We start from the raw sequence: 21,940 nt of genomic DNA on the forward strand, positions 1-21,940 counted from the left end.
CCATGCTCCTGAATTCAGTCAGTTCTTTTCGGTAAATTCCACGATCCGGTTGAAGTCTTCCTGGTCGCCGATCGATTCAACGCTCGCGGCCCAAAGGCGGCCAGCTTCGATCGCGATCGGTGCGGTGACGTCGAGCTTGCGCAGCATGTCCATCGCAAGGCGCACGTCCTTGCGCATCAGCTTCATCGTGAATCCGGAATCGAATTTGCCGTTGAAGATCCAGGTCGGATAGTTCGTCAGCGTTGCGCTATTGCGCCCCGATCCGCCGTTCAATGCTTCGACAAGCTTCTCGGGGTTCACGCCCGCGGCCTCGGCGGCACGGACCGCCTCGCTCGTCGCGAGCAGATGCACGCCAGTCAGCATGTTGTTGATGATCTTCGTCACATGCCCCGCCCCGACGGGACCGACGTGGACGCGCTTCGCGCTCATGACGGCAAGGACCGGCTCGACAGCAGCAACGTCGGCATCCGAACCACCGAGCACCATCGTCATCGTCGCGGTCGCGGCGCCCTTCGGGCCGCCGCTGACGGGGCCATCGACCAGTCCGACCTTGACTTCGGCGAGCGCCGCCGCGACCTTCCGCGTGCTGGCCGGCTCGGCGGTCGTGGTGTCAACCACGATCAGGCCTGGTCGCGCATTCGCGGCAACACCGCCTTCTCCGAGGACCACCTTTTCGACGATGTCGGAAGTCGGCAGCGACAGAATGAGCACGTCCACATTTCGCGTGATTTCCGCAATCGACGCAGATGCGACCACGCCTTCGGCCTGCAAGGCCTCGGCAACGCCCGGCGTGGCATCGAACCCCAGGACGTCGTACCCGCCACGCTTCAGCGACAGAGCCATACCGCGACCCATATTGCCCAGACCAATCACACCAACCGTTTTCATATTTCGTGCTCCGTATTTGATTTCGCAGCCCGCCTTTGTGGAAGTTCCACATCGTTGTGACTGTTCGGGATTCCATAGTGGACTTCTGGAGACCTATAATCAATCAACGCCAATTTCAGAAATGTTCCAAAAATTAGAACGGTGATCCATGGTCGAAAATCTGACGGAAAGCAGGATCGTGTACTTTTTCGAGGCTGTCCGCTGCGGGACGATCCGCGCCGCGGCCGACTGGCTGAACGTCGCACCGTCTGCAGTCAGCAGACAAATCGGCCTGCTCGAAGGGGAACTCGGCGCCGTCCTGATCGAGCGTCACGCCCGAGGGGTCAAGCCAACGGAAGCCGGCCAGCTCGTGATCGAATACTTCCGCGAGCAGGTGGCCCACAAGGACGATCTGCTTTCGAGGTTGCAGGAGTTGAGGGGGCTGCGAACCGGCCACGTCAATGTCGTGCTCGGCGAAGGGTTCGTGTCGGACATGCTCGCGGGCCCCATGCAGACGTTCTGCAAGCAATACCCTGGAATCCGCGTCAACCTGGATCTCGCGGGCACCAACGACGTCATGCGTAAAGTCACCGAGGACGAAGGCGAAATCGGGCTCGTCTACAACCCGCCTCTCGATCCCAAGATCGTGTCGAGGGCGTCGAAATTGCAACCGATGATGGCAATCGTCGGCCCAGATTTTCCACGCCGCGGTCGGGACGAAGCCATGACCGTCGAAGAACTGGCGTCGTATCCGCTCGCCGCAACTCACGCGTCATACGGCACCCGTCAGATGCTCGAGGCGGTGGAATTTGCCGAAAAGATCCGATTCGATCCGGTCGTGACAACAAACTCCATCACGATACTCAAACAGTTCGTCAAGTCCGGGTTAGGGATTGTTTGCCTTCCCGCGTTCGCGGTGTCGACCGAGATTGATGCCGGCGAGCTGTTTGCTATCGCTATCGACCATCCGATCCTCGCCAAGGCGGAGGCGCACCTCGTTACCCGTGTCGGGCGGAAGCTATCGGTCGCTTCGAACAAGATGCTTCAGCTCATGCACTCGCAAATGCGCGCATTTCGGTGAAACGACAGTACGTTGGGCAGCTGTTCATCGGACGACTTCGCGAACTGCCATCTAATTTTTAGAACAAAAAGGTATATCTGCGGCATTTGCGGTCGGTTTTGGCGAGCCCACACTGGCGGTAAAGGAGAACGACTTTGGACACGCACATTCACGATACCGTCTGGCAAACAATCGAGCTTGAGGCCGAACGGGAAGCGACCGCCCGCCCAGCCATGCGCCCGTACTATCAGAAAGCCGTACTCGGGCACCCGTCGCTGGGACAGGCATTGGCCGCGCTGCTTGCAGCCAATCTCATGACGATGGATGGTTCACTGCCCGACTTTTCGGCTGAGTTCGAACGGACGATCGCGTCAGCTGCAATCGATGAAAGCGCAGCCGCAGACATTCACAAAATTGCCAGCGCGAATCCCGCGTGTCCGAATGCACTTTCCGCGTTCCTCACCTTCCGGGGCATCCTCGCGATACAACTTCATCGTGTAGCCCACGCATACTGGGTTGATGGTGAGCGGACGTTCGCCGTGCTTCTCCAGAACTGGTGCGCCAGGATCTATAACGTCGACATTCACCCTGCGGCACGGATTGGCAAGGGACTATTTGTCGATCACGCGATGGGAATCGTAATCGGCGAGACGGCCGTAGTCGAAGATGACGTCAGCATCTGGCATGGCGTCACGCTCGGGAGCACATTTGCCGAGGCGGGTGATCGCCATCCCAAGGTCAGGCGCGGCGCCACGCTTGCGGCCCATGCGCTCATCCTTGGCAACATCGAGATCGGCGAGAACGCGGTTGTCGCCGCAGGTAGCGTCGTGCGCCAGTCGATTCCGGCCAACATGGTCGCCGCCGGCGTTCCCGCCAAGGTTATCAAGCCGGTCTCGGCGTCCTACGCCGCGATCACCGCCCCTTCCGCCAAATAAAGGTCACCCGGATGATTCCTCCGAACCAGCACCGTCTCGGTATCGATCACCCTGTCGTTTCGGTGAGAGACCACCCGAAAGCCGTGGAACAGTACAAGCGTCTCGGTTTTGCTCCGAGCCCGATCTCGTACCACCCGTGGGGTTCGGTTCTCACGCTGATGATGTTCGAGAACAATTTCATCGAGGTCATCGGGATCGACGATCCATCGAAATTCGGCACCGGCGAGGTCAACGGATTCTGCTATGGCCGCACACTGGGCGAATTTCTGGAGCGCTCCGAAGGACTCGGACTGCTTGCGCTGCACAGCAAGGACATCGATGCCGATTTCGCTGCAGTCAAGGCAACCGGCTTGCCGGTTCAACAACGGGTCGAGTTTCGACGAAAAATCACGACGCCGGACGGGAAACCGGATGAGGCCGTCGTATCTCTCGGCATGGTGATGGACACGGAGCTTGGCGACGCATCCAACTTCCTCTGCCAACAACATCGTCCGGAATTCATTTGGAGAAAGGATTGGCAAAACCATCCGAACGGCGCTATCGCTGTTGATGAAGTCGTTTACATCACGCCGGATCTCGATCTCCTGGAAGAGAGATGGTCCAGACTCTTTGGCGCGGATCAAACGTCGCGAGTCGACGGTCACGTCGAGGCCGATACCGGATGTGGGCGTGTGGTTGCCCTCACACCCACGCAGGCCGAAGAGCGTTTCGCGTCAGTCGGCCTCCCGACCCGCTACACCGACAAGCCGCACGGTATCGCGCTGCAACTCCGTGTCCGGAACCTCGGACAGACCGAGAAGATACTTGCCGAGAATGCGGTCAAGTATGGAAGAACATCGAAGGGTATCGCCGTGACGCCCGACTCTGCCGGCAATACGATCATCGAGTTCGTCCAGTAATACGCATCAATCCGCTCGGCGCATGTGAGGTTTGCTGGACGCTGTTGTAGCAAATGTTGTTCATGCTGAGAGACTTGGACTTCAGTCAGTGCATCCCGGCCATTCGCCGGGCTGCACTTTTTTCTCCTCGTCCGCGCGTGCGCCAGGACTGGACGTCAGCGCGAGCCAGCGCCGGTACGCTACTCGCCCAGGTAAGCAGCCCGCACCTTTGGATCGTCGAGCAGCAGCAGCTTCGGCTTCGGCTTCGGCTTCGGCTTCGACAGGATCGCGCGCGATCTGCTGAATAGAGATATCCATCCGTCACTCCTGCGGCCAGTGTCTTCCCGGCCGCAGGTACCCAGGATCGCGAGCCCGGCGAAGCGGGCGAGACCCATTGCAGATTCAATCGGGAACATGCTCAAAAAAACGCGCCCTTGCCCTTGTCGATAACAAAGGCGAGGACGCAGAGCGCTGTTTGTTTTGAAAATGTGGAAACACTGCGAGCGCAACGCGCATCGCGGCCAGGGTCTCAATGTTGAACGCCCAGGCTTTCGCGTTTGCCGTCCTTGAACGTATAGAGCGTCAGTGTTGCGTTTTGCAGATCGCCCTTCGAATCGAAGCGCGTTTCACCGATGACACCCTTGTAGTCCGTCTTCTTCAGATACGGCAGGTACTTCGCCGGCTCGGACGAGCCGGCGTGCTTCATTGCATCAACCAGAATCATGATGGCGTCGTATGCATACGGCGCGTAGATCACCACATCCTGACCATATTTCTGCTTGAAGCGCTTCTTGAAGTTCTCCATCCCCGGCTCGTATTCCGACGTGATTCCGCCCGCCTCCGCGCAAATGACCTGTCGACCATTGAGCGCCGTTCCCGCGAGGTTAGGCAACTCTCCGGTGCAGATACCGTCGCCGCCCATGAACTTCGACACCATCCCGAGCTGTTGCATCTGCTTGATCATCGGGCCGCCTTGCGCATCCATTCCGCCGTAGAAGACGACGTCAGGACTTTCGCCTTTCACCGCAGTCAGGACACCGCGAAAGTCCGTTGCCTTGTCGGTCGTGTACTGCCGAGAAACCAGCTTCGCACCGGCGGCCGTGGCGGATTTCAGAAATTCATCAGCAATGCCTTGTCCGTATGCGGTTCGATCGTCAATGACCGCGACGGATTTTGCGCCCCATTTCTGGACGGCATACTTGCCCAGAACCGAACCGAGTTGCCCATCGTTGGCAACCAGTCGGAAGGCTGTGTCGAAGCCCTGCTGGGTGTACTTCGGGTTGGTGGACGACTGCGAGATCTCGGGAATACGGGCGTCGTAATAGATCTTCGATGCCGGAATCGTCGCGCCGGAGTTGAAATGCCCGACAACCCCCTTGACCTTGGCGTCAACGAGACGCTGCGCGACTTGGGTGGCCTGACGCGGATCGCCTCCATCATCTTCGACCTGAAGCTCAACTTTCACCTTCTTGCCGCCGATCACCGGCGAATTGGCATTCAGGTCGTCGACGGCCATTCGAGCGCCCCGTTCGACGTCTTTGCCGAGGTTGGCATTCTGGCCAGTCAACGGTCCGGCGAACCCGAGTTTCACCACCGTGTCCTCCTGCGCGCTCGTGACGCCGGACGCGCACACAAGCATGGCACCGCTGACAAATGCAACTGATTTCGAAAGTTTCATTGCCTTTCTCCAACCGCAACGTGTAGTGCGAAGGTTTTGATAGTAAGGAATCCGTATAAAATTGATTCCGGACTGAACGCGTCCAACCAGAATTGATCTACTTCCCTGACGGATGCGATCCCGGTAGATCTCGATCGCATGTCCCGGCGCGCAAATTCAGTGTCTGCGCGCCAAATTAGCTCGCCAATAGCATCGACTCGTCGAGATTGTTCTGTTTTTGAGAACACTCGTCGAGTGCTCAGATTCGGGATGGAGGCGCCCTATCCGGCGGAGCCTGCCGAAAACGTAGGATGATTCGACGGCTTCGTAGCCAGGCGAGCGCTCGGGTAAACCTGATCGACCATCCGCAGGTTGTAGTCCTGTTGCGCAAGCGTCTGAGTCGATCATTCGGATACGTATCGCGTTTAACAACGCGGAACGAAAAGGGTGGCTTACGCCACCCCGTAGGAATCGCGCCGCCCAATTTGCATCTACTTCGAGCGCTGCAATTGCGCGAGGATCGCGGGGTTCTCAAGTGTGGACGTGTCCTGCGTGATCGCCTCGCCCTTCGCGAGCGAGCGCGGCAGGCGGCGCATGATCTTGCCGGAGCGGGTCTTCGGCGGGTTGTCGCCGTGCGACATGCTTGCGTTCGAAGGTCGAAACAACCGATGCGGTTCATCAAAAATGCGGGGCGCCCGCCATGTACTCCTCCAATGGATTATCGACAATCGCATTGTTGCGGTGACGGCAACGCGTGAACAGCATCGCCGGCTCTCCCGAGAAATCTGATTCTCCAAACACACTCTCCAAGTGGCGTCCAAATAAGCGTTCTATTTTTCAGAACGAAAAAGGTCCATTGCTCGCGTTCCCGGTGCCTTTTTGGCTGGTAAGACTCATCACCCACGTAGACAGATCGAACGAAGCGTCGAACTTCATACCGATGTATCGCAATAGACATCGGCTGTGCAGCCGGCATCGACACTCTTACTGAGTCCAATCCCAACCCCCATCCAGGAGACACCCAATGCAGAACTCAGGTGATGATCTGCACCGCGGCCTAGAGGAGCGACACGTCAGCCTCATGGCACTCGGTGCCGCCATCGGCGTCGGGCTATTTCTCGGATCGGCGACCGCAATCAAGCTCGCTGGTCCTGCAATCCTGATTTCCTACGTTGTCTGCGGTCTCGCGATCTTCGTGATCATGCGTGCCCTCGGTGAGATGGCTGTACACAATCCCGTTTCCGGCTCATTCAGTCGATACGCTCGTGACTACATCGGCCCACTAGCGGGATACCTGACTGGATGGACGTACTGGTTCATGTGGATCGTCACTTGCATGGCCGAGATTTCTGCTGTCGGCGTGTACATGCATGTCTGGTATCCCGACATACCGAACTGGATATGGGCTTTGGCCGCGCTCGTACTCATGGGCAGCATCAACTTCATCGCAGTGAAGATGTACGGCGAACTCGAATTCTGGTTTGCGCTGGTGAAGGTCGCGACGATCATTCTGATGATCGTTTCTGGCTTCGGCGCGATCTTCTTTGGCATCGGAAATGGCGGCGTCGCCACGGGTCTTCACAATCTCTGGACGAACGGCGGCTTTTTCCCCCATGGTCTCTCGGGATTGATGTTGGCGTTACCGATGGTCGCGTTCTCGTACGGTGGGATCGAAATGCTTGGCCTGACAGCAGGCGAGGCGAAAAATCCGAAGAAGTCGCTATCACGCGCAGTCAACTCGGTGTTCTGGCGGATTCTGATTTTCTACGTCGGCGCCCTGTTCGTCATCATGGCCATTTACCCGTGGAACGAAATCGGCAGCCAAGGAAGTCCCTTCGTCATGTTGTTTGACAGAATGGGCGTTCCCGCTGCAGCCGGCATCGTGAATTTTGTCGTTCTAACTGCTGCATTGTCGTCTTGCAACAGCGGCATTTTCAGCACCGGCCGTATGCTGTTCAATCTGGCGCAGCAAGGTCAGGCTCCCGCGTCGCTAGCCAACACGTCCGACAATGGGGTCCCACGTCGGGCGATTCTGATATCCGTGGCGCTTCTCTTCGTTGGCGTGGCGCTCAACTATTTGGCCCCGACCGAAGTGTTCACGTGGCTGAGTGCGATTTCCGCGTTCAGTTCGGTCTGGACATGGGGCGTCATTCTGCTTGCGCAGATCGGCTTCCGAAAGTCCGTGTCGCGAAGCGAGGTGAACCGGATGACGTTGCGGGTACCCTTCTTCCCGTACACGTCCTATCTCGCAGGACTATTCCTGGTCGCGGTGCTGATCGTCATGGCATTTCACTCCGACACCAAGATTGCGCTCATCGTCGGTCCAGCGTGGATTGCCTTGCTCGTCGTGCTGTACTACGTGCGAGGCTATAGTCGCGCATCCGCCGATGTTCGCGCCAAAGAGGTAGCTTCCCGATAACGGAAGCCATGAACCGCTCAGCCACACCACGCAGGAAAATGTGTCGGCTGAGCGAATAAGAAATAGGGTCGGTTAAATCGCTTATTCCAATGGTATCGAATACTCGGGGAGCCGATCTCAGCAGAGTAGCTCGTCTCTCAACACACGCGCTAATCGATCTATCGCTTCGTAACCATCTTTGCTTCCACGCTACGTACTGAGCACGGCACGGCATTTCATTTGGGCACAATTGTTCGGACGATGTTCGCGTCGTTCTACCTCTTCGACGCCGGATTCGGCAAAGGCGAATTGTCCGTTTTTAGCACTGCCGACGTGATGCTCGGTGAACTCGCCTTACGCGCTCGCGCCAACACCGGATGGAGCGTGAAAGCGGACTTGGTTCCGGTTACGGCCAGATTGCTCGAACGCTATGACAACCAGCTGCAGACTGCACCGCTTGACGAACTCGTTTCAGCACATCAAAGAGCCGAGGGAAATTTCAGTGCACCTCCGCATGAACGCTTGTCAATTGCCGCGCTCATACAACGCTCAAAGAGAAGCAGCCCGAACGCTTCGGCTCGATGGTGAATGCTCCTGCGTCGAAGCCCACACGCACATAGCTTCGCGATGGCATATTCCACGATCTCTGGAACCGGCAAACCCAGTGGGTCCGCATGCACCCACAGAGGTAAGCGTTCGCCGTTCGCAAGACGAACTTCACGAATTGCGTATCGGGTCACGCCAGGCTCCATTCGACGAACGGAACCCATTTTTTGCCGATCAGGCACGTTCCGCCTGGATCGAAAAATGTGCAAACGAAAAAAGACCCGAAGCTCCAGGCTAAATCGTTGATTTAGCTCAGAAATTCGGGTCCATCCTTGCACTGGGGACTAACGTTCCTCTTAGAACGGAATATCGTCGTCCATCTCGTCGAAGCCGCCGCCTGCCGGTGCGCTCGGACGGCTTTGCGCGCCGCCGCCTGCACCGCCACGCGCTGCGCCGCCGGCACGACCGCCGCCGCCACCACCGCGCTCCATCTGCTCGCCACGGCCACCGCCGCCGCCACCACCGTAGCCGCCGCCGTAACCGCCTTCGTCACCGCCACCACCGCCGCCGCCGCCCGCACCGCGGCCGCCGAGCATCTGCATCTGGTCGGCGACGATTTCGGTCGAGTAACGATCCTGGCCGTCCTGACCCTGCCACTTGCGCGTGCGGATGCGGCCTTCGATATAGACCGACGAACCCTTCTTCAGGTACTCGCTGACGATTTCCGCCAGGCGACCGAAGAACGCGACGCGATGCCACTCGGTCATTTCCTTGAAATCGCCGCTCGCCTTGTCCTTGTAGCGGTCGGTCGTCGCGAGACGGATGTTCGCAACCGCGTCGCCGCTCGGCAGGTAACGGACTTCAGGATCGGCGCCGAGATTGCCGACGAGGATGACCTTGTTGACGGATGCCATGTGTTTCTCCAGTAAATTCGATGCCGGGCCGCCCGCTCATGCTGTCGGTGCGGCCCGCCGGGGCAAGCCGGCGAAAGTCGCCGGTGCCTGCCCGAAATGAGTTCAGGCCTTGCGCGGCGGCGCTTTCATGCTGGCCGCGATTATAAGCCACGCGGCAACGAGCCCCGAACACGTGTAGAACACCGTATTGGCGCCACCGTGCTTCAGCAGCCAGCCGCCCACGATGCCGCCGAGCGCGAGCCCGACCGACTGCGTGGTGTTGTACACACCCGTGGCCGCGCCCTTGCGCGAACCGGGCGCGAGCTTCGACACGAGCGACGGCTGCGACGCTTCCAGGATGTTGAAGCCGAGGAAGTAGACGAAAAGAACCGCCGCCACAATCAGGATGGTATGCGGCGCGCTGCCCAGCAGCAATTGGCCAATCAGGATAGCCAGGATGCCGCCGAGCAGCACCGGCTTCATCTTGCCCCGTTTTTCCGCGACGATGATCGCCGGGACCATCATCACGAACGCGAGCCCCATCACCGGCAGGTAGACCTTCCAGTGCGAGGCGACCGGCAGGCCGCCGTCGACGAGCAGGCGCGGCACGACGAGAAACAGCGCCGTCTGCGTGGCATGCAGCACCAGCACGCCGAAGTTCAGGCGCAGCAGCTCGACGTTGTGCAGCACCTCGGCGAACGGCGCGGGCACGTGCACGGGCTTGGCCGCATCGGGCACGATCCACAGCACGACGCCGATCGCGAGGATCGACAGCACGCCGACGATCGCGAACAGCCCGCTCATCCCGACCCAGTGGAACACGATCGGCGCACCGACGATCGCGACCGCGAACGACACGCCGATCGAGCCGCCGACCATCGCCATCGCCTTCGTGCGGTTCTGCTCGGAGGTCAGGTCGGCGATGAACGCGAGCACCGCGGACGACACCGCGCCCATCCCCTGGATCACGCGGCCGACGATGATCCACGTGATGTCGTGCGCGGACGCGGCGACGAAGCTGCCGATCGCGAAGATCACGAGGCCGGTCGCGATCACCGGCTTGCGGCCGAACTTGTCGGACGCCCAGCCGTAGAAGATATAGAACAGCGACTGCGTGACGCCGTAGGCCCCGAGCGCGATGCCGACGAGCAGCACGTTGTCGCCGCCCGGGATGGTTTTCGCGTAGACCGAGAACACCGGCATGATCATGAACAGGCCGAGCATGCGCAGCGCGAAGATCGCCGCGAGCGACGTGGTCGCGCGCAATTCGGGCGCGGTCATGCGGGAAGACGTGGCAGACGGATTGGACATCGGGAATGAATTTCGAATGATCGGAATGCCCGCCCGACACCGGGCGGCGGAAGATCAGGACCAGCGGCCCGGGAGGCTTGGCCGGCAACACGTCGGGGCAGGATTCAGGCCGCCCGCAGGCTGCCCGGAACCGCGCGGCGCGGCCGCTGCGGCCACTTTTCCCGGCGCAGGCGCCATCTTGCTGCCACCTGCTGCTAAGGCTGGGGACCCCAAACGACGGCCTCGAAAAGCCGTTATAGTAGCAGGTTTGGTTCCCTCCATTTTCGCCAGGTTCATGGAACAGATCCGCATCCGTGGGGCTCGTACCCACAACCTGAAAAACGTCAATCTCGACCTGCCGCGCCACAAGCTGGTCGTGATTACCGGGTTGTCCGGGTCGGGCAAGTCGTCGCTCGCGTTCGATACCCTTTATGCCGAGGGTCAGCGCCGCTACGTCGAAAGCCTGTCCGCGTATGCCCGCCAGTTCCTGCAGCTGATGGAGAAACCCGACGTCGACCTGATCGAAGGCCTGTCGCCGGCGATCTCGATCGAGCAGAAGGCGACGTCCCACAACCCGCGCTCGACCGTCGGCACGGTCACGGAAATCCACGACTACCTGCGACTTTTGTTCGCACGTGTCGGCACGCCGTACTGCCCCGACCACGACATCCCGCTGGAAGCGCAAAGCGTGTCGCAGATGGTCGACGCGGCGCTCGCGCTGCCCGAGGAAACCAAGCTGATGATCCTCGCGCCCGTCGTCGCGGACCGCAAGGGCGAGCATGCCGAGCTGTTCGAGGACATGCAGGCGCAGGGTTTCGTGCGCTTTCGCGTGCGCTCGGGCGGCGGCGCCGCGAACGAAGGCGTCGCGAAGATCTACGAGGTCGAGTCGCTGCCGAAGCTGAAGAAGAACGACAAGCACACGATCGACGTCGTCGTCGATCGTCTCAAGGTGCGCCCGGACATGAAGCAGCGCCTCGCCGAGTCGTTCGAGACGGCGCTGCGCCTCGCCGACGGCCGCGCGATCGCGCTCGAGATGGACACCGACCGCGAGTACCTGTTCAGCTCGAAGTTCGCGTGCCCGATCTGCTCGTACTCGCTGCAGGAGCTCGAGCCGCGCCTGTTCTCGTTCAACAACCCGATGGGCGCGTGCCCGGAATGCGACGGCCTCGGCCAGATTACGTTCTTCGACCCGAAGCGGGTCGTCGCGCACCCGTCGCTGTCGCTCGCCGCCGGCGCCGTGAAAGGCTGGGACCGCCGCAACCAGTTCTACTTCCAGATGCTGCAGAGTCTCGCGGCGTTCTACGAATTCGACATCGACGCCGCGTTCGAGGATCTGCCGGAAAAGATCCGGAAGGTGCTGCTGTTCGGCTCGGGCAAGCAGACGATCCCGTTTTCGTACATCAACGAGCGCGGCCGCACGACGATCCGCGAGCACGTGTTCGAGGGGATCATCCCGAACCTCGAGCGCCGCTACCGCGAGACCGATTCGGTCGCGGTGCGCGAAGAGCTGTCGAAGTACCAGAACAACCAGCCGTGCCCGTCGTGCGACGGCACGCGCCTGCGCCGCGAAGCGCGCCACGTGCGGATCGGCACGGGCGACTACGCGCGCGGCATCTTCGAAATCAGCGGCTGGCCGCTGCGCGACGCGCTCGGCTATTTCGACGGGCTGTCGCTCGACGGCGCGAAACGCGAGATCGCCGACAAGGTCATCAAGGAAATCGTCGCGCGCCTCACCTTCCTGAACAACGTCGGCCTCGACTACCTGTCGCTCGAACGCAGCGCGGAAACCCTGTCGGGCGGCGAGGCGCAGCGCATCCGGCTCGCGTCGCAGATCGGCTCGGGTCTCACGGGCGTGATGTACGTGCTCGACGAGCCGTCGATCGGCCTGCACCAGCGCGACAACGACCGCCTGATCGCGACCCTCAAGCACCTGCGCGACCTCGGCAACTCGGTGATCGTCGTCGAGCACGACGAGGACATGATCCGCACCGCCGACTACGTCGTCGACATGGGCCCGGGCGCCGGCGAGCACGGCGGCGTGATCGTGGCCGAGGGCACGCCGAAGCAGGTGCAGTCGAATCCGCAGTCGCTCACCGGCCAGTACCTGCTCGGCAAACGCGTGATCGAGTACCCGGACGAGCGGCTGGCCCCCGATCCCGAGCGGATGCTGCGCATCATCGACGCACACGGCAACAACCTGAAGCACGTCGATCTGGAGCTGCCGGTCGGCCTGCTGACCTGCATCACCGGCGTGTCGGGCTCCGGCAAGTCGACGCTGATCAACGACACGCTGTATCACGCGGTCGCGCGCCACCTGTACGGTTCGTCGGCCGAGCCGGCGCCGCACGAGGCGATCGAGGGCCTCGAGCACTTCGACAAGGTGATCAACGTCGACCAGTCGCCGATCGGCCGCACGCCGCGCTCGAACCCGGCCACGTATACGGGCCTGTTCACGCCGATCCGCGAGCTGTTCTCGGGCGTGCCGACCTCGAAGGAGCGCGGCTACGATCCGGGCCGTTTCTCGTTCAACGTGAAGGGCGGCCGTTGCGAATCGTGCCAGGGCGACGGCGTGCTGAAGGTGGAAATGCACTTCCTGCCGGACGTCTACGTGCCGTGCGACGTGTGCCACGGCAAGCGCTACAACCGCGAAACGCTCGAAGTGCAGTACAAGGGCAAGAACATCAGCGAAGTGCTCGACATGACGGTCGAGCACGCGTATGAATTCTTCAGCGCGGTGCCGGTCATCGCGCGCAAGCTGAAGACGCTGCTCGACGTCGGCCTCGGCTACATCCGCCTCGGCCAGTCGGCCACGACGCTGTCGGGCGGCGAGGCGCAGCGCGTGAAGCTGTCGCTCGAGCTCTCCAAGCGCGACACCGGCCGCACGCTGTACATCCTCGACGAGCCGACCACCGGCCTGCACTTCCACGACATCGCCCTGCTGCTGGAAGTGATCCACCGGCTGCGCGACCAGGGCAACACGGTCGTGATCATCGAGCACAACCTCGACGTGATCAAGACGGCCGACTGGGTGATCGACCTCGGCCCCGAAGGCGGTGCCGGCGGCGGCCAGATCATCGCGCAGGGCACGCCCGAGCAGGTCGCGAAGACGAAGGCGAGCTTCACCGGCAAATACCTCGCGCCGCTGCTCAAGCGCACGGCCCGCAAGGTCGCGGCCGGCTGACACGTCGCGCCTGCCTGCCCTCCCGCGCGCGGCCGCCCGGCCGCGCCCCCTTGCGTCCCGCCGAACCGGCCCCTTCTCGTTTTCCCTCCTGCGTTTACACCACGCGCCAAACGGCCCCGTTGCGGACCATAATGGCAGCTATACTTTACGGTCGTAAGGTTCGCCGTACGCACCAATTCGGTGCGGCGCCGGGCGAACACGGCTCTGCCGCGCATTCCGCGGCATGACACACGAACGACAGGAATCCACGATGGAGAAGCAACCAGACTCGTCGCGCGATGCGCAGAATCGCGAACCGCACCTGCGCAGCGTGCGGCTGACGAGCGACTTCAGCCTGCCGAAGCTGTCGGCGCTCGAGATCGGCAGCTATGCATTCGCGATCCTCGCGATGTGGCTCGTGATCGAACTCAAGCTGCTCGGCGGGCTGCTGGCCGGCCTGCTGGTCTACCAGCTGATCCACACGATCGCCCCCGTGATCGAACGCCATACCACGAGCATGCGCGCGCGCTGGGTCGCCGTCGTGCTGCTGTCGATCGCGATCGTCGGCGCGTTGACGGGCCTGACGATCGGCATCATCGAACACTTCGAGCGCACGGTGCCGAACCTGCAAAGCCTGCTCGACCAGCTGATGCAGATCGTCGAGCAGACCCGCGCCCGCACGCCGGCCTGGATCGCGAACCTGCTGCCCGTCGACGTCGAGCAGATGAAGACGAAGGCCGCCGTGCTGATGCACTCGCACATGGACCAGCTCCAGCAAAGCGGCAAGAGCGTCGCGCGCGGCTTCGGCCACGTGCTGTTCGGGATGATCATCGGCGCGATGATCGCGATCGGCGTCGAGCACGGCAAGGTGCGCCGGCCGCTGTCCACGGCGCTCGTCACGCGCGTGTCGCGCTTCGCCGACGCATTCCGCCGGATCGTGTTCGCGCAGATCAAGATCTCGGCGATCAACGCGGTGTTCACGGGCATCTACCTGCTCGTCGCGCTGCCGATCTTCCACCAGCGGCTGCCGCTGTCGAAAACGCTCGTGCTCGTCACGTTCATCGTCGGCCTGCTGCCCGTGATCGGCAACCTGATCTCGAACACGCTGATCGTCGCCGTGTCGCTGTCGGTCAGCATGGGCACCGCGATCGCGTCGCTGGCGTTCCTCGTGGTCATCCACAAGCTCGAATACTTCCTGAACGCGAAGATCATCGGCGGCCAGATCGAGTCGCGCGCATGGGAGCTGCTGCTCGCGATGCTGATCATGGAGGCCGCGTTCGGGCTGCCGGGCGTGATCGCCGCGCCGATCTTCTACGCGTACCTGAAGCGCGAGCTGTACCTGCTGCGGCTGATCTGAAGCAGCCCGCCCGCCAACAGCGATAAAAAAACGCCGCGCCCCGTGAAGGGCGCGGCGTTTTTGTTTGTGATTGCCCGCCAGCCGACGGCCGGCAATCGGCATTCAACACATCAGCGGAACACGACCGTCTTCGTCCCGTTCAGCACGATCCGGTGCTCGACGTGCCACTTCACCGCGCGCGCCAGCGTCACGCATTCGACGTCGCGGCCGATCGCGGTCAGCTGGTCGGGCGTCATGCTGTGGTCGACGCGCTCGACTTCCTGCTCGATGATCGGGCCTTCGTCGAGATCGGTCGTCACGTAGTGCGCGGTCGCGCCGATCAGCTTCACGCCGCGGTCGAACGCCTGATAGTACGGCTTCGCGCCCTTGAAGCTCGGCAGGAACGAATGGTGGATGTTGATCGCGCGGCCGGCGAGCTGCTTGCACAGGTTCGGCGACAGGATCTGCATGTAGCGCGCGAGCACGACGAGATCGGCCTGGTGCTCGTCGATCACTTCCAGCACGCGCGCCTCCTGCGCGGCCTTCGCGGCATCGGACGAGCCGCCGACCAGCGGAAAGTGATGGAACGGGATGTTGTAGCTCGCGGCAAGCTGGTAGAACTCCTTGTGGTTCGACACGATCGCCGGGATCTCGATGGGCAGCTGGCCGGTGCGATAGCGGAACAGCAGGTCGTTCAGGCAGTGGCCGATCTTCGACACCATGATCACGACGCGCGGCTTCACGGCCGCGTCATGCAGCTCCCAGCGCATCGAGAACTGTTCGGCGAGCGGCGCGAATTCCTTGCGAAGCGTGTCGAGCGCCGTCGCGGCATCCGCGCCGCCGCCGTCCTGCACGAAGTGCACGCGCATGAAGAACTCGCTGGTGCGGCTGTCGCCGAACTGCGCCGAATCGAGGATGTTGTTGCTGCGCTCGAACAGGAAGCCCGTGACCGCATGGACGATGCCGTGCCGGTCGGGGCACGACAGTTTCAAGATAAAGCTGTGATCGGTCGGCATGACCGCTACTCCCTTCGTTTCCGTATTCGTCAAATTGCCCGTTCGCGCCGCCAGGCTGCGCGCGCGGCACGCGTCACGCGGCCGGTGCGAACAGGGCGTCGATGCCCGCCGCGTCGGCCGCCGGGATCCAGCGGTGGCGCAGCAGCGTATCGAGCGTCGCGAGGCTCGCATCCATCGTCGCGCGGCCGGCGCGCAGCCAGCCGATCACCTCGGGCACGCCGGCCAGCAGGTGCTCGGCCACTTCGCCGTCCTGGTTGCGCGGCGCGAAGTCGCGCGGCAGCGGCAGGTCGTACACGAAGATCAGTTCGGACTGCGTGCCTTCCGGCAGCGAGCACAGCACCTGCACCGCGCGGCCGGCGATCGCGCGCGCGGCCAGTTCGGCCGGAATGCCGGCTTCTTCCCAGCATTCCTTCGCGAGCGTCTCGTGAACGCCCAGCCCCCAGCCGATCCCGCCCGCGACGACGTTGTCGAGCATGCCGGGATCGGTTGCCTTGGTCTCGCTGCGGCGGCCGAGCCACATCTGCGGGACGGCCGCGGCGGACGGCTCGCCCGGCGCAACCTCATATTCTACGATGCCGTTCAGATGCACCGCGTAAGTCTGCGTACCGAAGAAGCGCGATGCGGCGCGCTCGATGTACGCGAGCGGCGGATCGTCGAAGCGGTTGCGGATCGCGTAGATCTCGTCGCGCCAGCCGGGAATCGCGCCGTCGGCCGCAAGCGCGCCGATTGCGCTCGCCAGCGCCATGCTGCGTGCGTCGACCGAATCGTAGCGCGCCGACAGCACGACGCGCTCGTCGGTCAGCTCGAACACGTCGGGCCAGCGGGCGAGCATCGCGACGTCCTGGCGGCGCACCCAGCCGACCGCCCGGCCCGCGATCTCGAAACGCAGGTGCGCGGCCGGATCGAAGCGGCGCGCGGCCGCAATGCACGGGAACGTCATCGTCGATCAGTCCTTCAGTGCCACGCGGATGCCGATTGCGATGAACGTCGCGCCGGCGATCCGGTCGAGCCACACGCCGGCCTTCGGGCGGCGCTTCAGCCATGCGCCGATCATGCCCGCGCCGACGCCGAACAGCGAGAAGACCGCAGCCGTCTGCAGCATGAACAGCGCGCCGAGTTCGAACATCTGCAGCGTCACGCTCTGCGCGCCGTGCGGATCGACAAATTGCGGCAGGAACACGACGAAGAACAGCGTGACCTTCGGGTTCATCAGGTTGCCGATCACGCTCTGCCGGAAGATCGTGCCGAGCGGCTGCGGCGGGCGCGCATGCGCATTCGAGAGTCCCTGGCTGCGTAGCGCCTTGATGCCGATCCACACGAGGTACGCGGCGCCCGCGAGCTTCAGGATCTCGAACGCGACCGGCGACGAACGCAGCACGGCCGCGACGCCGAGCGCCGCGAGCGTCGTGTGGAACAGGATCCCGGCCGTGAAGCCGAGCGCGGCGACGAAGCCGGCCGCGCGGCCCTGCGAGATGCCGCGTGCGAGCACCTGCAGGTTGTCGGGACCCGGCGCGAACGTGATCGCGATCGACGTGGCGAGAAACAGCATGAAGTTGGGCATCGTGACCTCGCTGCGTAACGTGGAAGCTCAGGCGGACCGGCGTTCAGTGGCCGGCGAATTCGGTGACGGTGTAGACGGGCAGTCCTGCGTTGCGCAGCAGCGCCGAGCCGCCGAGATCGGGCAGGTCGATGATCGCCGCGCCTTCGACGACTTCCGCGCCGAGCCGCTGCAGCAGGTTGCGCCCCGCCATCATCGTGCCGCCGGTCGCGATCAGGTCGTCCATGATGATCACGCGGTCGCCGGGGCGGCACGCATCTTCATGGATCTCGACCGTCGCGCTGCCGTATTCGAGGTCGTACGATTCCGAGCGCGTCTTGTACGGCAGCTTGCCGACCTTGCGGATCGGCACGAAGCCGACGCTCAGCTCGTACGCGACGATCGGCGCGATGATGAAGCCGCGCGCATCGAGGCCCGCGACGTAGTCGAGCTTCGCATCGACATAGCGCTCGACGAACAGGTCGACGAGGATGCGCAGCGCCTTCGGGCTCTGCAGCAGCGTCGTGATGTCGCGGAACATCACGCCCGGCTGCGGCCAGTCGGGCACCGTGCGGATCTGGCTGTGAATGAAGGCGACCGGATCGAGCGGTGCGCCCGACGACGAATGCGGCATGAAACTCTCCGAAAAAAACGGTGCGCGAAGATCGGGCACCGTTTCGAATAAATACGGGTCAGGTTATCAAACCAGCGCGGCTCAGGCGGCCGCGGCTGGCGGTTCGCGCCGATGGCGCGACAGCCGCTCCTCCGCGAGCGCGAGCGCCTCGGGCAGCCCGCGCAGCACGACGATGTCGCTCGCGCGCAGCTTGGTTTGCGGATCGGGTTCGACGCCGCGGATACCGTGCCGGCGAATCGCCGTGACTTCGAGCCCGAGTGCATACAGCCCCAGTTCTTCCAGCGAACGCCCGACCGCGTCCGCGCGCGCATCGACCGGCACCGATTGTAGCCGCACCTGCTCGTGGTCGTCGTCGTCCGCGTCGTCCGCGCCGCGGAAATAGCCGCGCAGCAGGCTGTAGCGTTCGTCGCGCATCTCCTCGACGCGCCGCACGACCTTGCGCATCGGCACGCCGACCAGCACCAGCGTGTGCGACGCGAGCATCAGGCTGCCCTCGACGATCTCCGGAATCACCTCGGTCGCGCCGGCTGCGAGCAGCTTCTCGAGATCGGCGTCGTCGACGGTGCGCACGATCGCGGGCAGCGTCGGCTCGAGTTCGTGCACGTGATGCAGCACGCGCAGCGCGGACGGCGTGTTCGCATAGGTGATCGCCACCGCCGCCGCGCGGTGGATACCGGCCGCGAGCAGCGACTCGCGGCGCGCCGCGTCGCCGAACACGACCGATTCGCCGGCGGCTGCGGCCGCGCTCACGCGATCGGGGTCGAGGTCGAGCGCGACGTACGAAATGCCTTCCTGTTCGAGCATCCGCGCCAGGTTCTGGCCGGCGCGGCCGTAGCCGCAGATGATCACGTGGCCGCGCTGCTTGAGGCTTTGCGTCGCGATCCGCGTCATCTGCAGCGACTGCTGCATCCATTCGGTCGACGACAGCCGCATCACGATCCGGTCGGCGTTCTGGATCAGGAACGGCGCCGCGAGCATCGACAGCAGCATCGACGCGAGGATCGCCTGCAGCAGCGTCGAATCGACGAGATGCCGGTCGAGGATCAGGTTCAGCAGCACGAAGCCGAATTCGCCGGCCTGCGCGAGCCCGATGCCGGTACGCATCGCGACGCCCGGCGTCGCGCCGAACAGCCGCGCGAGCCCGGCGATCATCGTCGCCTTGAACAGGATCTGCCCGACGAAGAAACCGAGCACGAGCAACGGGTGCTCCCAGATCACGCGCGGGTCGAGCAGCATCCCGGTCGTCACGAAGAACAGGCCGAGCAGCACGTCGCGGAACGGCTTGATGTCCTCCTCCACCTGATGGCGGAACGGCGTCTCGGAGATCAGCATCCCCGCGATGAACGCGCCGAGCGCGAGCGACAGGCCGAAACGGTCGGTGATGAATGCGGCGCCGAGCGTGACGAGCAGCAGGTTCAGCACGAACAGTTCCTGCGAGCGGCGCCGTGCGACGACGTTGAGCCAGCGCGTCATGAAGCGCTGGCCGATGACCAGCAGCAGCGTGAGCGCGATCACGATCTTGACGGCCGCGAAGCCGAGCGTGATCGCGAGGTCCTTCGACGACTCGGCGCCGAACGCGGCGATCACGATCAGCAGCGGCACCACCGCGAGATCCTGGAACAGCAGCACGCCGAAGATGTTGCGGCCGTGCTCGGTCTCGATCTCGAGCCGCTCGGCGAGCATCTTCGACACGATCGCCGTCGACGACATCGCGAGCGCGCCGCCGAGCGCGATGCTGCCCTGCCACGTGATGTGCACCCAGTGCTCGAACAGCATGCCCAGCACGAGCGCGAGCACGAGCGTCGCGACGACCTGCAGCAGCCCGAGCCCGAACACGAGCCGCTGCATCGCCCTCAGCTTCGCCAGCGAGAACTCGAGGCCGATCGAAAACATCAGGAACACCACGCCGAATTCCGCGAGATGCTCGGCCCGCTCCAGATCCGCCGCGATGCCGAACGCATGCGGGCCGACCAGGATGCCGACGGTCAGGTAGCCGAGCATCGGCGGCAGGTTCAACGAGCGGAATACGACGACGCCCACCACTGAGGCCAGCAGCAGCAGCAGGGTCATTTCGAGCGGGGAAATCACGGGCGAAGCGTCCTCGTTCGTCGGGGCCACGGCAATGCGGGCGCGGGTGGTGGCGGTGGTCAGGCGACCTCGGACGAGTCCGAAGGCCCGGCGCGGCGAACAAACGCCTTTGCTATACTCCGCGCATGATAGCGAAAATCAATGATGACCGGGCGCTCGCGCTCGCCCGCGACGTGCTCGACATCGAGGCGGACGCCGTGCGCGCGCTGCGCGACCAGCTCGACGGCGGCTTCGTCCAGGCCGTCGCGCTGCTGCTCGGCTGCCGCGGCCGCGTGGTGGTGTCCGGTATCGGCAAATCGGGGCATATTGCCCGCAAGATCGCGGCCACGCTGGCCAGCACCGGTACGCCGGCCTTCTTCGTCCACCCGGCCGAGGCCAGCCACGGCGACCTCGGGATGGTCACCTCCGACGACGTCTTCATCGGCATCTCCTATTCCGGCGAATCGGAAGAACTCGTGGCGATCCTGCCGCTCGTGAAGCGGATCGGCGCGAAGCTGATCGCGATCACGGGCCGCGCGGAATCGAGCCTCGGCACGCTCGCCGACGTGAACCTGAACGCCGCGGTCTCGAAAGAGGCCTGCCCGATGAACCTCGCGCCCACGGCGAGCACGACCGCCGCGCTCGCGCTCGGCGACGCGCTCGCCGTGGCGGTGCTCGACGCGCGCGGCTTCGGCTCCGAGGATTTCGCGCGCTCGCACCCGGGCGGCGCACTCGGCCGACGCCTGCTCACCTACGTGCGCGACGTGATGCGCTCGGGCGACGACGTCCCGTCCGTCGGGCTCGACGCGACGCTGTCGGACGCCCTGTTCCAGATCACCGCGAAGCGCCTCGGCATGACCGCCGTGGTCGACGCCGGCGGCAAGGTCGCGGGCATCTTCACCGATGGCGACCTGCGCCGCGTGCTCGCGCGCGACGGCGACTTCCGCACGCTGCCGATCACCGACGTGATGACGCGCGACCCGCGCACGGTGGCGCCGGATCACCTGGCGGTCGAGGCCGTGGAACTGATGGAGCGCCACCGGATCAACCAGATGCTGGTGGTCGATGCCGACGGCGTGCTGATCGGCGCGCTGAACATGCACGACCTGTTTTCGAAGAAGGTGATCTGATGAGCGCAGCGCTGACTGCGGCCGAACGCGCGAGCCGCGTGAAGCTGATGATTTTCGACGTCGACGGTGTGCTGACCGACGGCGGCCTGCTGTTTACCGCGGCCGGCGACGCGATGAAGTCGTTCAATTCGCTCGACGGCCACGGCGTGAAGCTGCTCGGCGAAGCCGGCATCGCAACCGCGATCATCACGGGCCGCCGCTCGGAGATCGTCGCGGCGCGTGCGAAGGAAATGAAGATCGCGCACCTGTTCCAGGGCGTCGAGAACAAGCTCGCCGTGTTCGCCGACCTGATCGCGTCGCTCGGCCTCACCGCCGACCAGTGCGGCTACATGGGCGACGACTGGCCCGACCTGCCCGTGATGCTGCGCTGCGGCTTCGCGACGGCCCCTGCGAACGCGCACCCCGAGGTGATCGCCCGCGCGCACTGGGTGGCCGAGGCCCGCGGCGGCCACGGCGCCGTCCGCGAAGTCTGCGACGCGATCCTGCGCGCGCAGCGCCGCTACGACGCGCTGCTCGCGGCCGCCTGCGGAGCCTGA

Annotated in this window: 20 protein-coding genes; 9 read left to right on the forward strand and 11 right to left on the reverse strand. The window is 63.5% G+C overall.

Annotated elements, in window-relative coordinates; genetic code table 11:
- Nucleotides 1–18 precede the first annotated feature (18 nt).
- Entirely contained in the window at nucleotides 19–888 is an 870-nt protein-coding gene (locus CFB47_RS15935) for an NAD(P)-dependent oxidoreductase (RefSeq protein WP_089461655.1), read from the reverse strand.
- Nucleotides 889–1,036: 148 nt separating this feature from the next.
- On the opposite strand from CFB47_RS15935, the gene CFB47_RS15940 reads away from it, so the two are divergent.
- The 3 genes from CFB47_RS15940 (at nucleotide 1,037) to CFB47_RS15950 (ending at nucleotide 3,761) form a co-directional block, all read left to right on the forward strand.
- Nucleotides 1,037–1,948, forward strand: coding sequence for a LysR family transcriptional regulator (locus CFB47_RS15940; RefSeq protein WP_089456941.1), 912 nt, complete (start codon nucleotides 1,037–1,039; stop codon nucleotides 1,946–1,948).
- 134 nt (nucleotides 1,949–2,082) lie between these two features.
- Nucleotides 2,083–2,862 (forward strand): serine O-acetyltransferase EpsC, encoded by a 780-nt coding sequence (gene epsC, locus CFB47_RS15945; RefSeq protein ID WP_218829427.1) that lies wholly within the window; start codon nucleotides 2,083–2,085, stop codon nucleotides 2,860–2,862.
- An 11-nt stretch (nucleotides 2,863–2,873) separates the two neighbouring features.
- Entirely contained in the window at nucleotides 2,874–3,761 is an 888-nt protein-coding gene (locus tag CFB47_RS15950) for a VOC family protein (RefSeq protein WP_089461656.1), read from the forward strand.
- 81 nt (nucleotides 3,762–3,842) lie between these two features.
- Here CFB47_RS15950 and CFB47_RS40450 read toward each other — a convergent pair whose 3' ends face one another.
- The 3 genes from CFB47_RS40450 to CFB47_RS41200 form a co-directional block, all read right to left on the reverse strand.
- Nucleotides 3,843–4,058 (reverse strand): hypothetical protein, encoded by a 216-nt coding sequence (locus CFB47_RS40450; protein WP_143330838.1) that lies wholly within the window; start codon nucleotides 4,056–4,058, stop codon nucleotides 3,843–3,845.
- Nucleotides 4,059–4,269: 211 nt separating this feature from the next.
- Nucleotides 4,270–5,418 carry a branched-chain amino acid ABC transporter substrate-binding protein gene (locus CFB47_RS15960; RefSeq protein ID WP_089461658.1) on the reverse strand — a complete coding sequence of 383 codons (1,149 nt, stop codon included), beginning with the start codon at nucleotides 5,416–5,418 and terminating at the stop codon, nucleotides 4,270–4,272.
- 470 nt (nucleotides 5,419–5,888) lie between these two features.
- The gene (locus CFB47_RS41200; protein ID WP_179250023.1) at nucleotides 5,889–6,038 is read right to left on the reverse strand and encodes a hypothetical protein; all 150 of its coding nucleotides are present in this window, start codon (nucleotides 6,036–6,038) and stop codon (nucleotides 5,889–5,891) included.
- A 383-nt stretch (nucleotides 6,039–6,421) separates the two neighbouring features.
- On the opposite strand from CFB47_RS41200, the gene CFB47_RS15965 reads away from it, so the two are divergent.
- Both CFB47_RS15965 and CFB47_RS40455 read left to right on the forward strand, forming a co-directional pair.
- Nucleotides 6,422–7,816, forward strand: a complete 1,395-nt coding sequence (locus CFB47_RS15965; RefSeq protein ID WP_089456945.1) for an amino acid permease — start codon at nucleotides 6,422–6,424, stop codon at nucleotides 7,814–7,816.
- A gap of 240 nt (nucleotides 7,817–8,056) precedes the next feature.
- Nucleotides 8,057–8,383 (forward strand): hypothetical protein, encoded by a 327-nt coding sequence (locus CFB47_RS40455; protein ID WP_143330839.1) that lies wholly within the window; start codon nucleotides 8,057–8,059, stop codon nucleotides 8,381–8,383.
- A 314-nt stretch (nucleotides 8,384–8,697) separates the two neighbouring features.
- On the opposite strand, the gene CFB47_RS15970 is transcribed toward CFB47_RS40455, so the two are convergent.
- Nucleotides 8,698–9,255, reverse strand: a complete 558-nt coding sequence (locus CFB47_RS15970; RefSeq protein ID WP_059233184.1) for a single-stranded DNA-binding protein — start codon at nucleotides 9,253–9,255, stop codon at nucleotides 8,698–8,700.
- Nucleotides 9,256–9,357: 102 nt separating this feature from the next.
- On the reverse strand, nucleotides 9,358–10,545 hold the full coding sequence (locus CFB47_RS15975) for an MFS transporter (RefSeq protein WP_089426342.1): 1,188 nt from the start codon (nucleotides 10,543–10,545) through the stop codon (nucleotides 9,358–9,360).
- Nucleotides 10,546–10,819: 274 nt separating this feature from the next.
- Here CFB47_RS15975 and uvrA point away from each other — a divergent pair, with 274 nt between their 5' ends.
- Nucleotides 10,820–13,705, forward strand: coding sequence for an excinuclease ABC subunit UvrA (gene uvrA / locus CFB47_RS15985; protein WP_089456948.1), 2,886 nt, complete (start codon nucleotides 10,820–10,822; stop codon nucleotides 13,703–13,705).
- A gap of 250 nt (nucleotides 13,706–13,955) precedes the next feature.
- Entirely contained in the window at nucleotides 13,956–15,041 is a 1,086-nt protein-coding gene (locus CFB47_RS15990; protein ID WP_174973068.1) for an AI-2E family transporter, read from the forward strand.
- A gap of 110 nt (nucleotides 15,042–15,151) precedes the next feature.
- Here CFB47_RS15990 and purU read toward each other — a convergent pair whose 3' ends face one another.
- The 5 genes from purU to CFB47_RS16015 form a co-directional block, all read right to left on the reverse strand.
- Entirely contained in the window at nucleotides 15,152–16,036 is an 885-nt protein-coding gene (purU, locus tag CFB47_RS15995; protein ID WP_089456949.1) for a formyltetrahydrofolate deformylase, read from the reverse strand.
- A 73-nt stretch (nucleotides 16,037–16,109) separates the two neighbouring features.
- Nucleotides 16,110–16,976 carry an NUDIX hydrolase family protein gene (locus CFB47_RS16000; RefSeq protein ID WP_089461659.1) on the reverse strand — a complete coding sequence of 289 codons (867 nt, stop codon included), beginning with the start codon at nucleotides 16,974–16,976 and terminating at the stop codon, nucleotides 16,110–16,112.
- 6 nt (nucleotides 16,977–16,982) lie between these two features.
- The gene (locus tag CFB47_RS16005; protein WP_089461660.1) at nucleotides 16,983–17,597 is read right to left on the reverse strand and encodes a LysE family translocator; all 615 of its coding nucleotides are present in this window, start codon (nucleotides 17,595–17,597) and stop codon (nucleotides 16,983–16,985) included.
- 43 nt (nucleotides 17,598–17,640) lie between these two features.
- Entirely contained in the window at nucleotides 17,641–18,207 is a 567-nt protein-coding gene (locus CFB47_RS16010; RefSeq protein ID WP_011353218.1) for an adenine phosphoribosyltransferase, read from the reverse strand.
- Nucleotides 18,208–18,288: 81 nt separating this feature from the next.
- Nucleotides 18,289–20,295, reverse strand: a complete 2,007-nt coding sequence (locus tag CFB47_RS16015) for a monovalent cation:proton antiporter family protein (protein WP_089446438.1) — start codon at nucleotides 20,293–20,295, stop codon at nucleotides 18,289–18,291.
- 125 nt (nucleotides 20,296–20,420) lie between these two features.
- Here CFB47_RS16015 and kdsD point away from each other — a divergent pair, with 125 nt between their 5' ends.
- Together kdsD and CFB47_RS16025 are read left to right on the forward strand one after the other, a co-directional pair.
- Nucleotides 20,421–21,404: an arabinose 5-phosphate isomerase KdsD gene (gene kdsD / locus CFB47_RS16020; protein WP_039345999.1), complete on the forward strand. Its 984-nt coding sequence runs from the start codon at nucleotides 20,421–20,423 to the stop codon at nucleotides 21,402–21,404.
- Complete coding sequence (locus CFB47_RS16025; RefSeq protein ID WP_089456952.1) at nucleotides 21,404–21,940, forward strand: HAD family hydrolase; 537 nt, start codon at nucleotides 21,404–21,406, stop codon at nucleotides 21,938–21,940. The genes kdsD and CFB47_RS16025 overlap by 1 nt, the downstream gene beginning before the upstream one ends.

It is taken from the genome of Burkholderia sp. AU27893 (assembly GCF_002223205.1).
Classification (GTDB): domain Bacteria; phylum Pseudomonadota; class Gammaproteobacteria; order Burkholderiales; family Burkholderiaceae; genus Burkholderia.

Bases quoted from the DNA above. Each gene is read 5' to 3' on its own strand.
- CFB47_RS15935 (WP_089461655.1), bottom strand. From the start codon at position 888: ATGAAAACGGTTGGTGTGATTGGTCTGGGCAATATGGGTCGCGGTATG.
- CFB47_RS15940 (WP_089456941.1), top strand. From the start codon at position 1,037: ATGGTCGAAAATCTGACGGAAAGCAGGATCGTGTACTTTTTCGAGGCT.
- CFB47_RS15950 (WP_089461656.1), top strand. From the start codon at position 2,874: ATGATTCCTCCGAACCAGCACCGTCTCGGTATCGATCACCCTGTCGTT.
- CFB47_RS40450 (WP_143330838.1), bottom strand. From the start codon at position 4,058: ATGGATATCTCTATTCAGCAGATCGCGCGCGATCCTGTCGAAGCCGAA.
- CFB47_RS15960 (WP_089461658.1), bottom strand. From the start codon at position 5,418: ATGAAACTTTCGAAATCAGTTGCATTTGTCAGCGGTGCCATGCTTGTG.
- CFB47_RS41200 (WP_179250023.1), bottom strand. From the start codon at position 6,038: ATGTCGCACGGCGACAACCCGCCGAAGACCCGCTCCGGCAAGATCATG.
- CFB47_RS15965 (WP_089456945.1), top strand. From the start codon at position 6,422: ATGCAGAACTCAGGTGATGATCTGCACCGCGGCCTAGAGGAGCGACAC.
- CFB47_RS40455 (WP_143330839.1), top strand. From the start codon at position 8,057: ATGTTCGCGTCGTTCTACCTCTTCGACGCCGGATTCGGCAAAGGCGAA.
- CFB47_RS15970 (WP_059233184.1), bottom strand. From the start codon at position 9,255: ATGGCATCCGTCAACAAGGTCATCCTCGTCGGCAATCTCGGCGCCGAT.
- CFB47_RS15975 (WP_089426342.1), bottom strand. From the start codon at position 10,545: ATGTCCAATCCGTCTGCCACGTCTTCCCGCATGACCGCGCCCGAATTG.
- uvrA (WP_089456948.1), top strand. From the start codon at position 10,820: ATGGAACAGATCCGCATCCGTGGGGCTCGTACCCACAACCTGAAAAAC.
- CFB47_RS15990 (WP_174973068.1), top strand. From the start codon at position 13,956: ATGGAGAAGCAACCAGACTCGTCGCGCGATGCGCAGAATCGCGAACCG.
- purU (WP_089456949.1), bottom strand. From the start codon at position 16,036: ATGCCGACCGATCACAGCTTTATCTTGAAACTGTCGTGCCCCGACCGG.
- CFB47_RS16000 (WP_089461659.1), bottom strand. From the start codon at position 16,976: ATGACGTTCCCGTGCATTGCGGCCGCGCGCCGCTTCGATCCGGCCGCG.
- CFB47_RS16005 (WP_089461660.1), bottom strand. From the start codon at position 17,597: ATGCCCAACTTCATGCTGTTTCTCGCCACGTCGATCGCGATCACGTTC.
- CFB47_RS16010 (WP_011353218.1), bottom strand. From the start codon at position 18,207: ATGCCGCATTCGTCGTCGGGCGCACCGCTCGATCCGGTCGCCTTCATT.
- kdsD (WP_039345999.1), top strand. From the start codon at position 20,421: ATGATAGCGAAAATCAATGATGACCGGGCGCTCGCGCTCGCCCGCGAC.
- CFB47_RS16025 (WP_089456952.1), top strand. From the start codon at position 21,404: ATGAGCGCAGCGCTGACTGCGGCCGAACGCGCGAGCCGCGTGAAGCTG.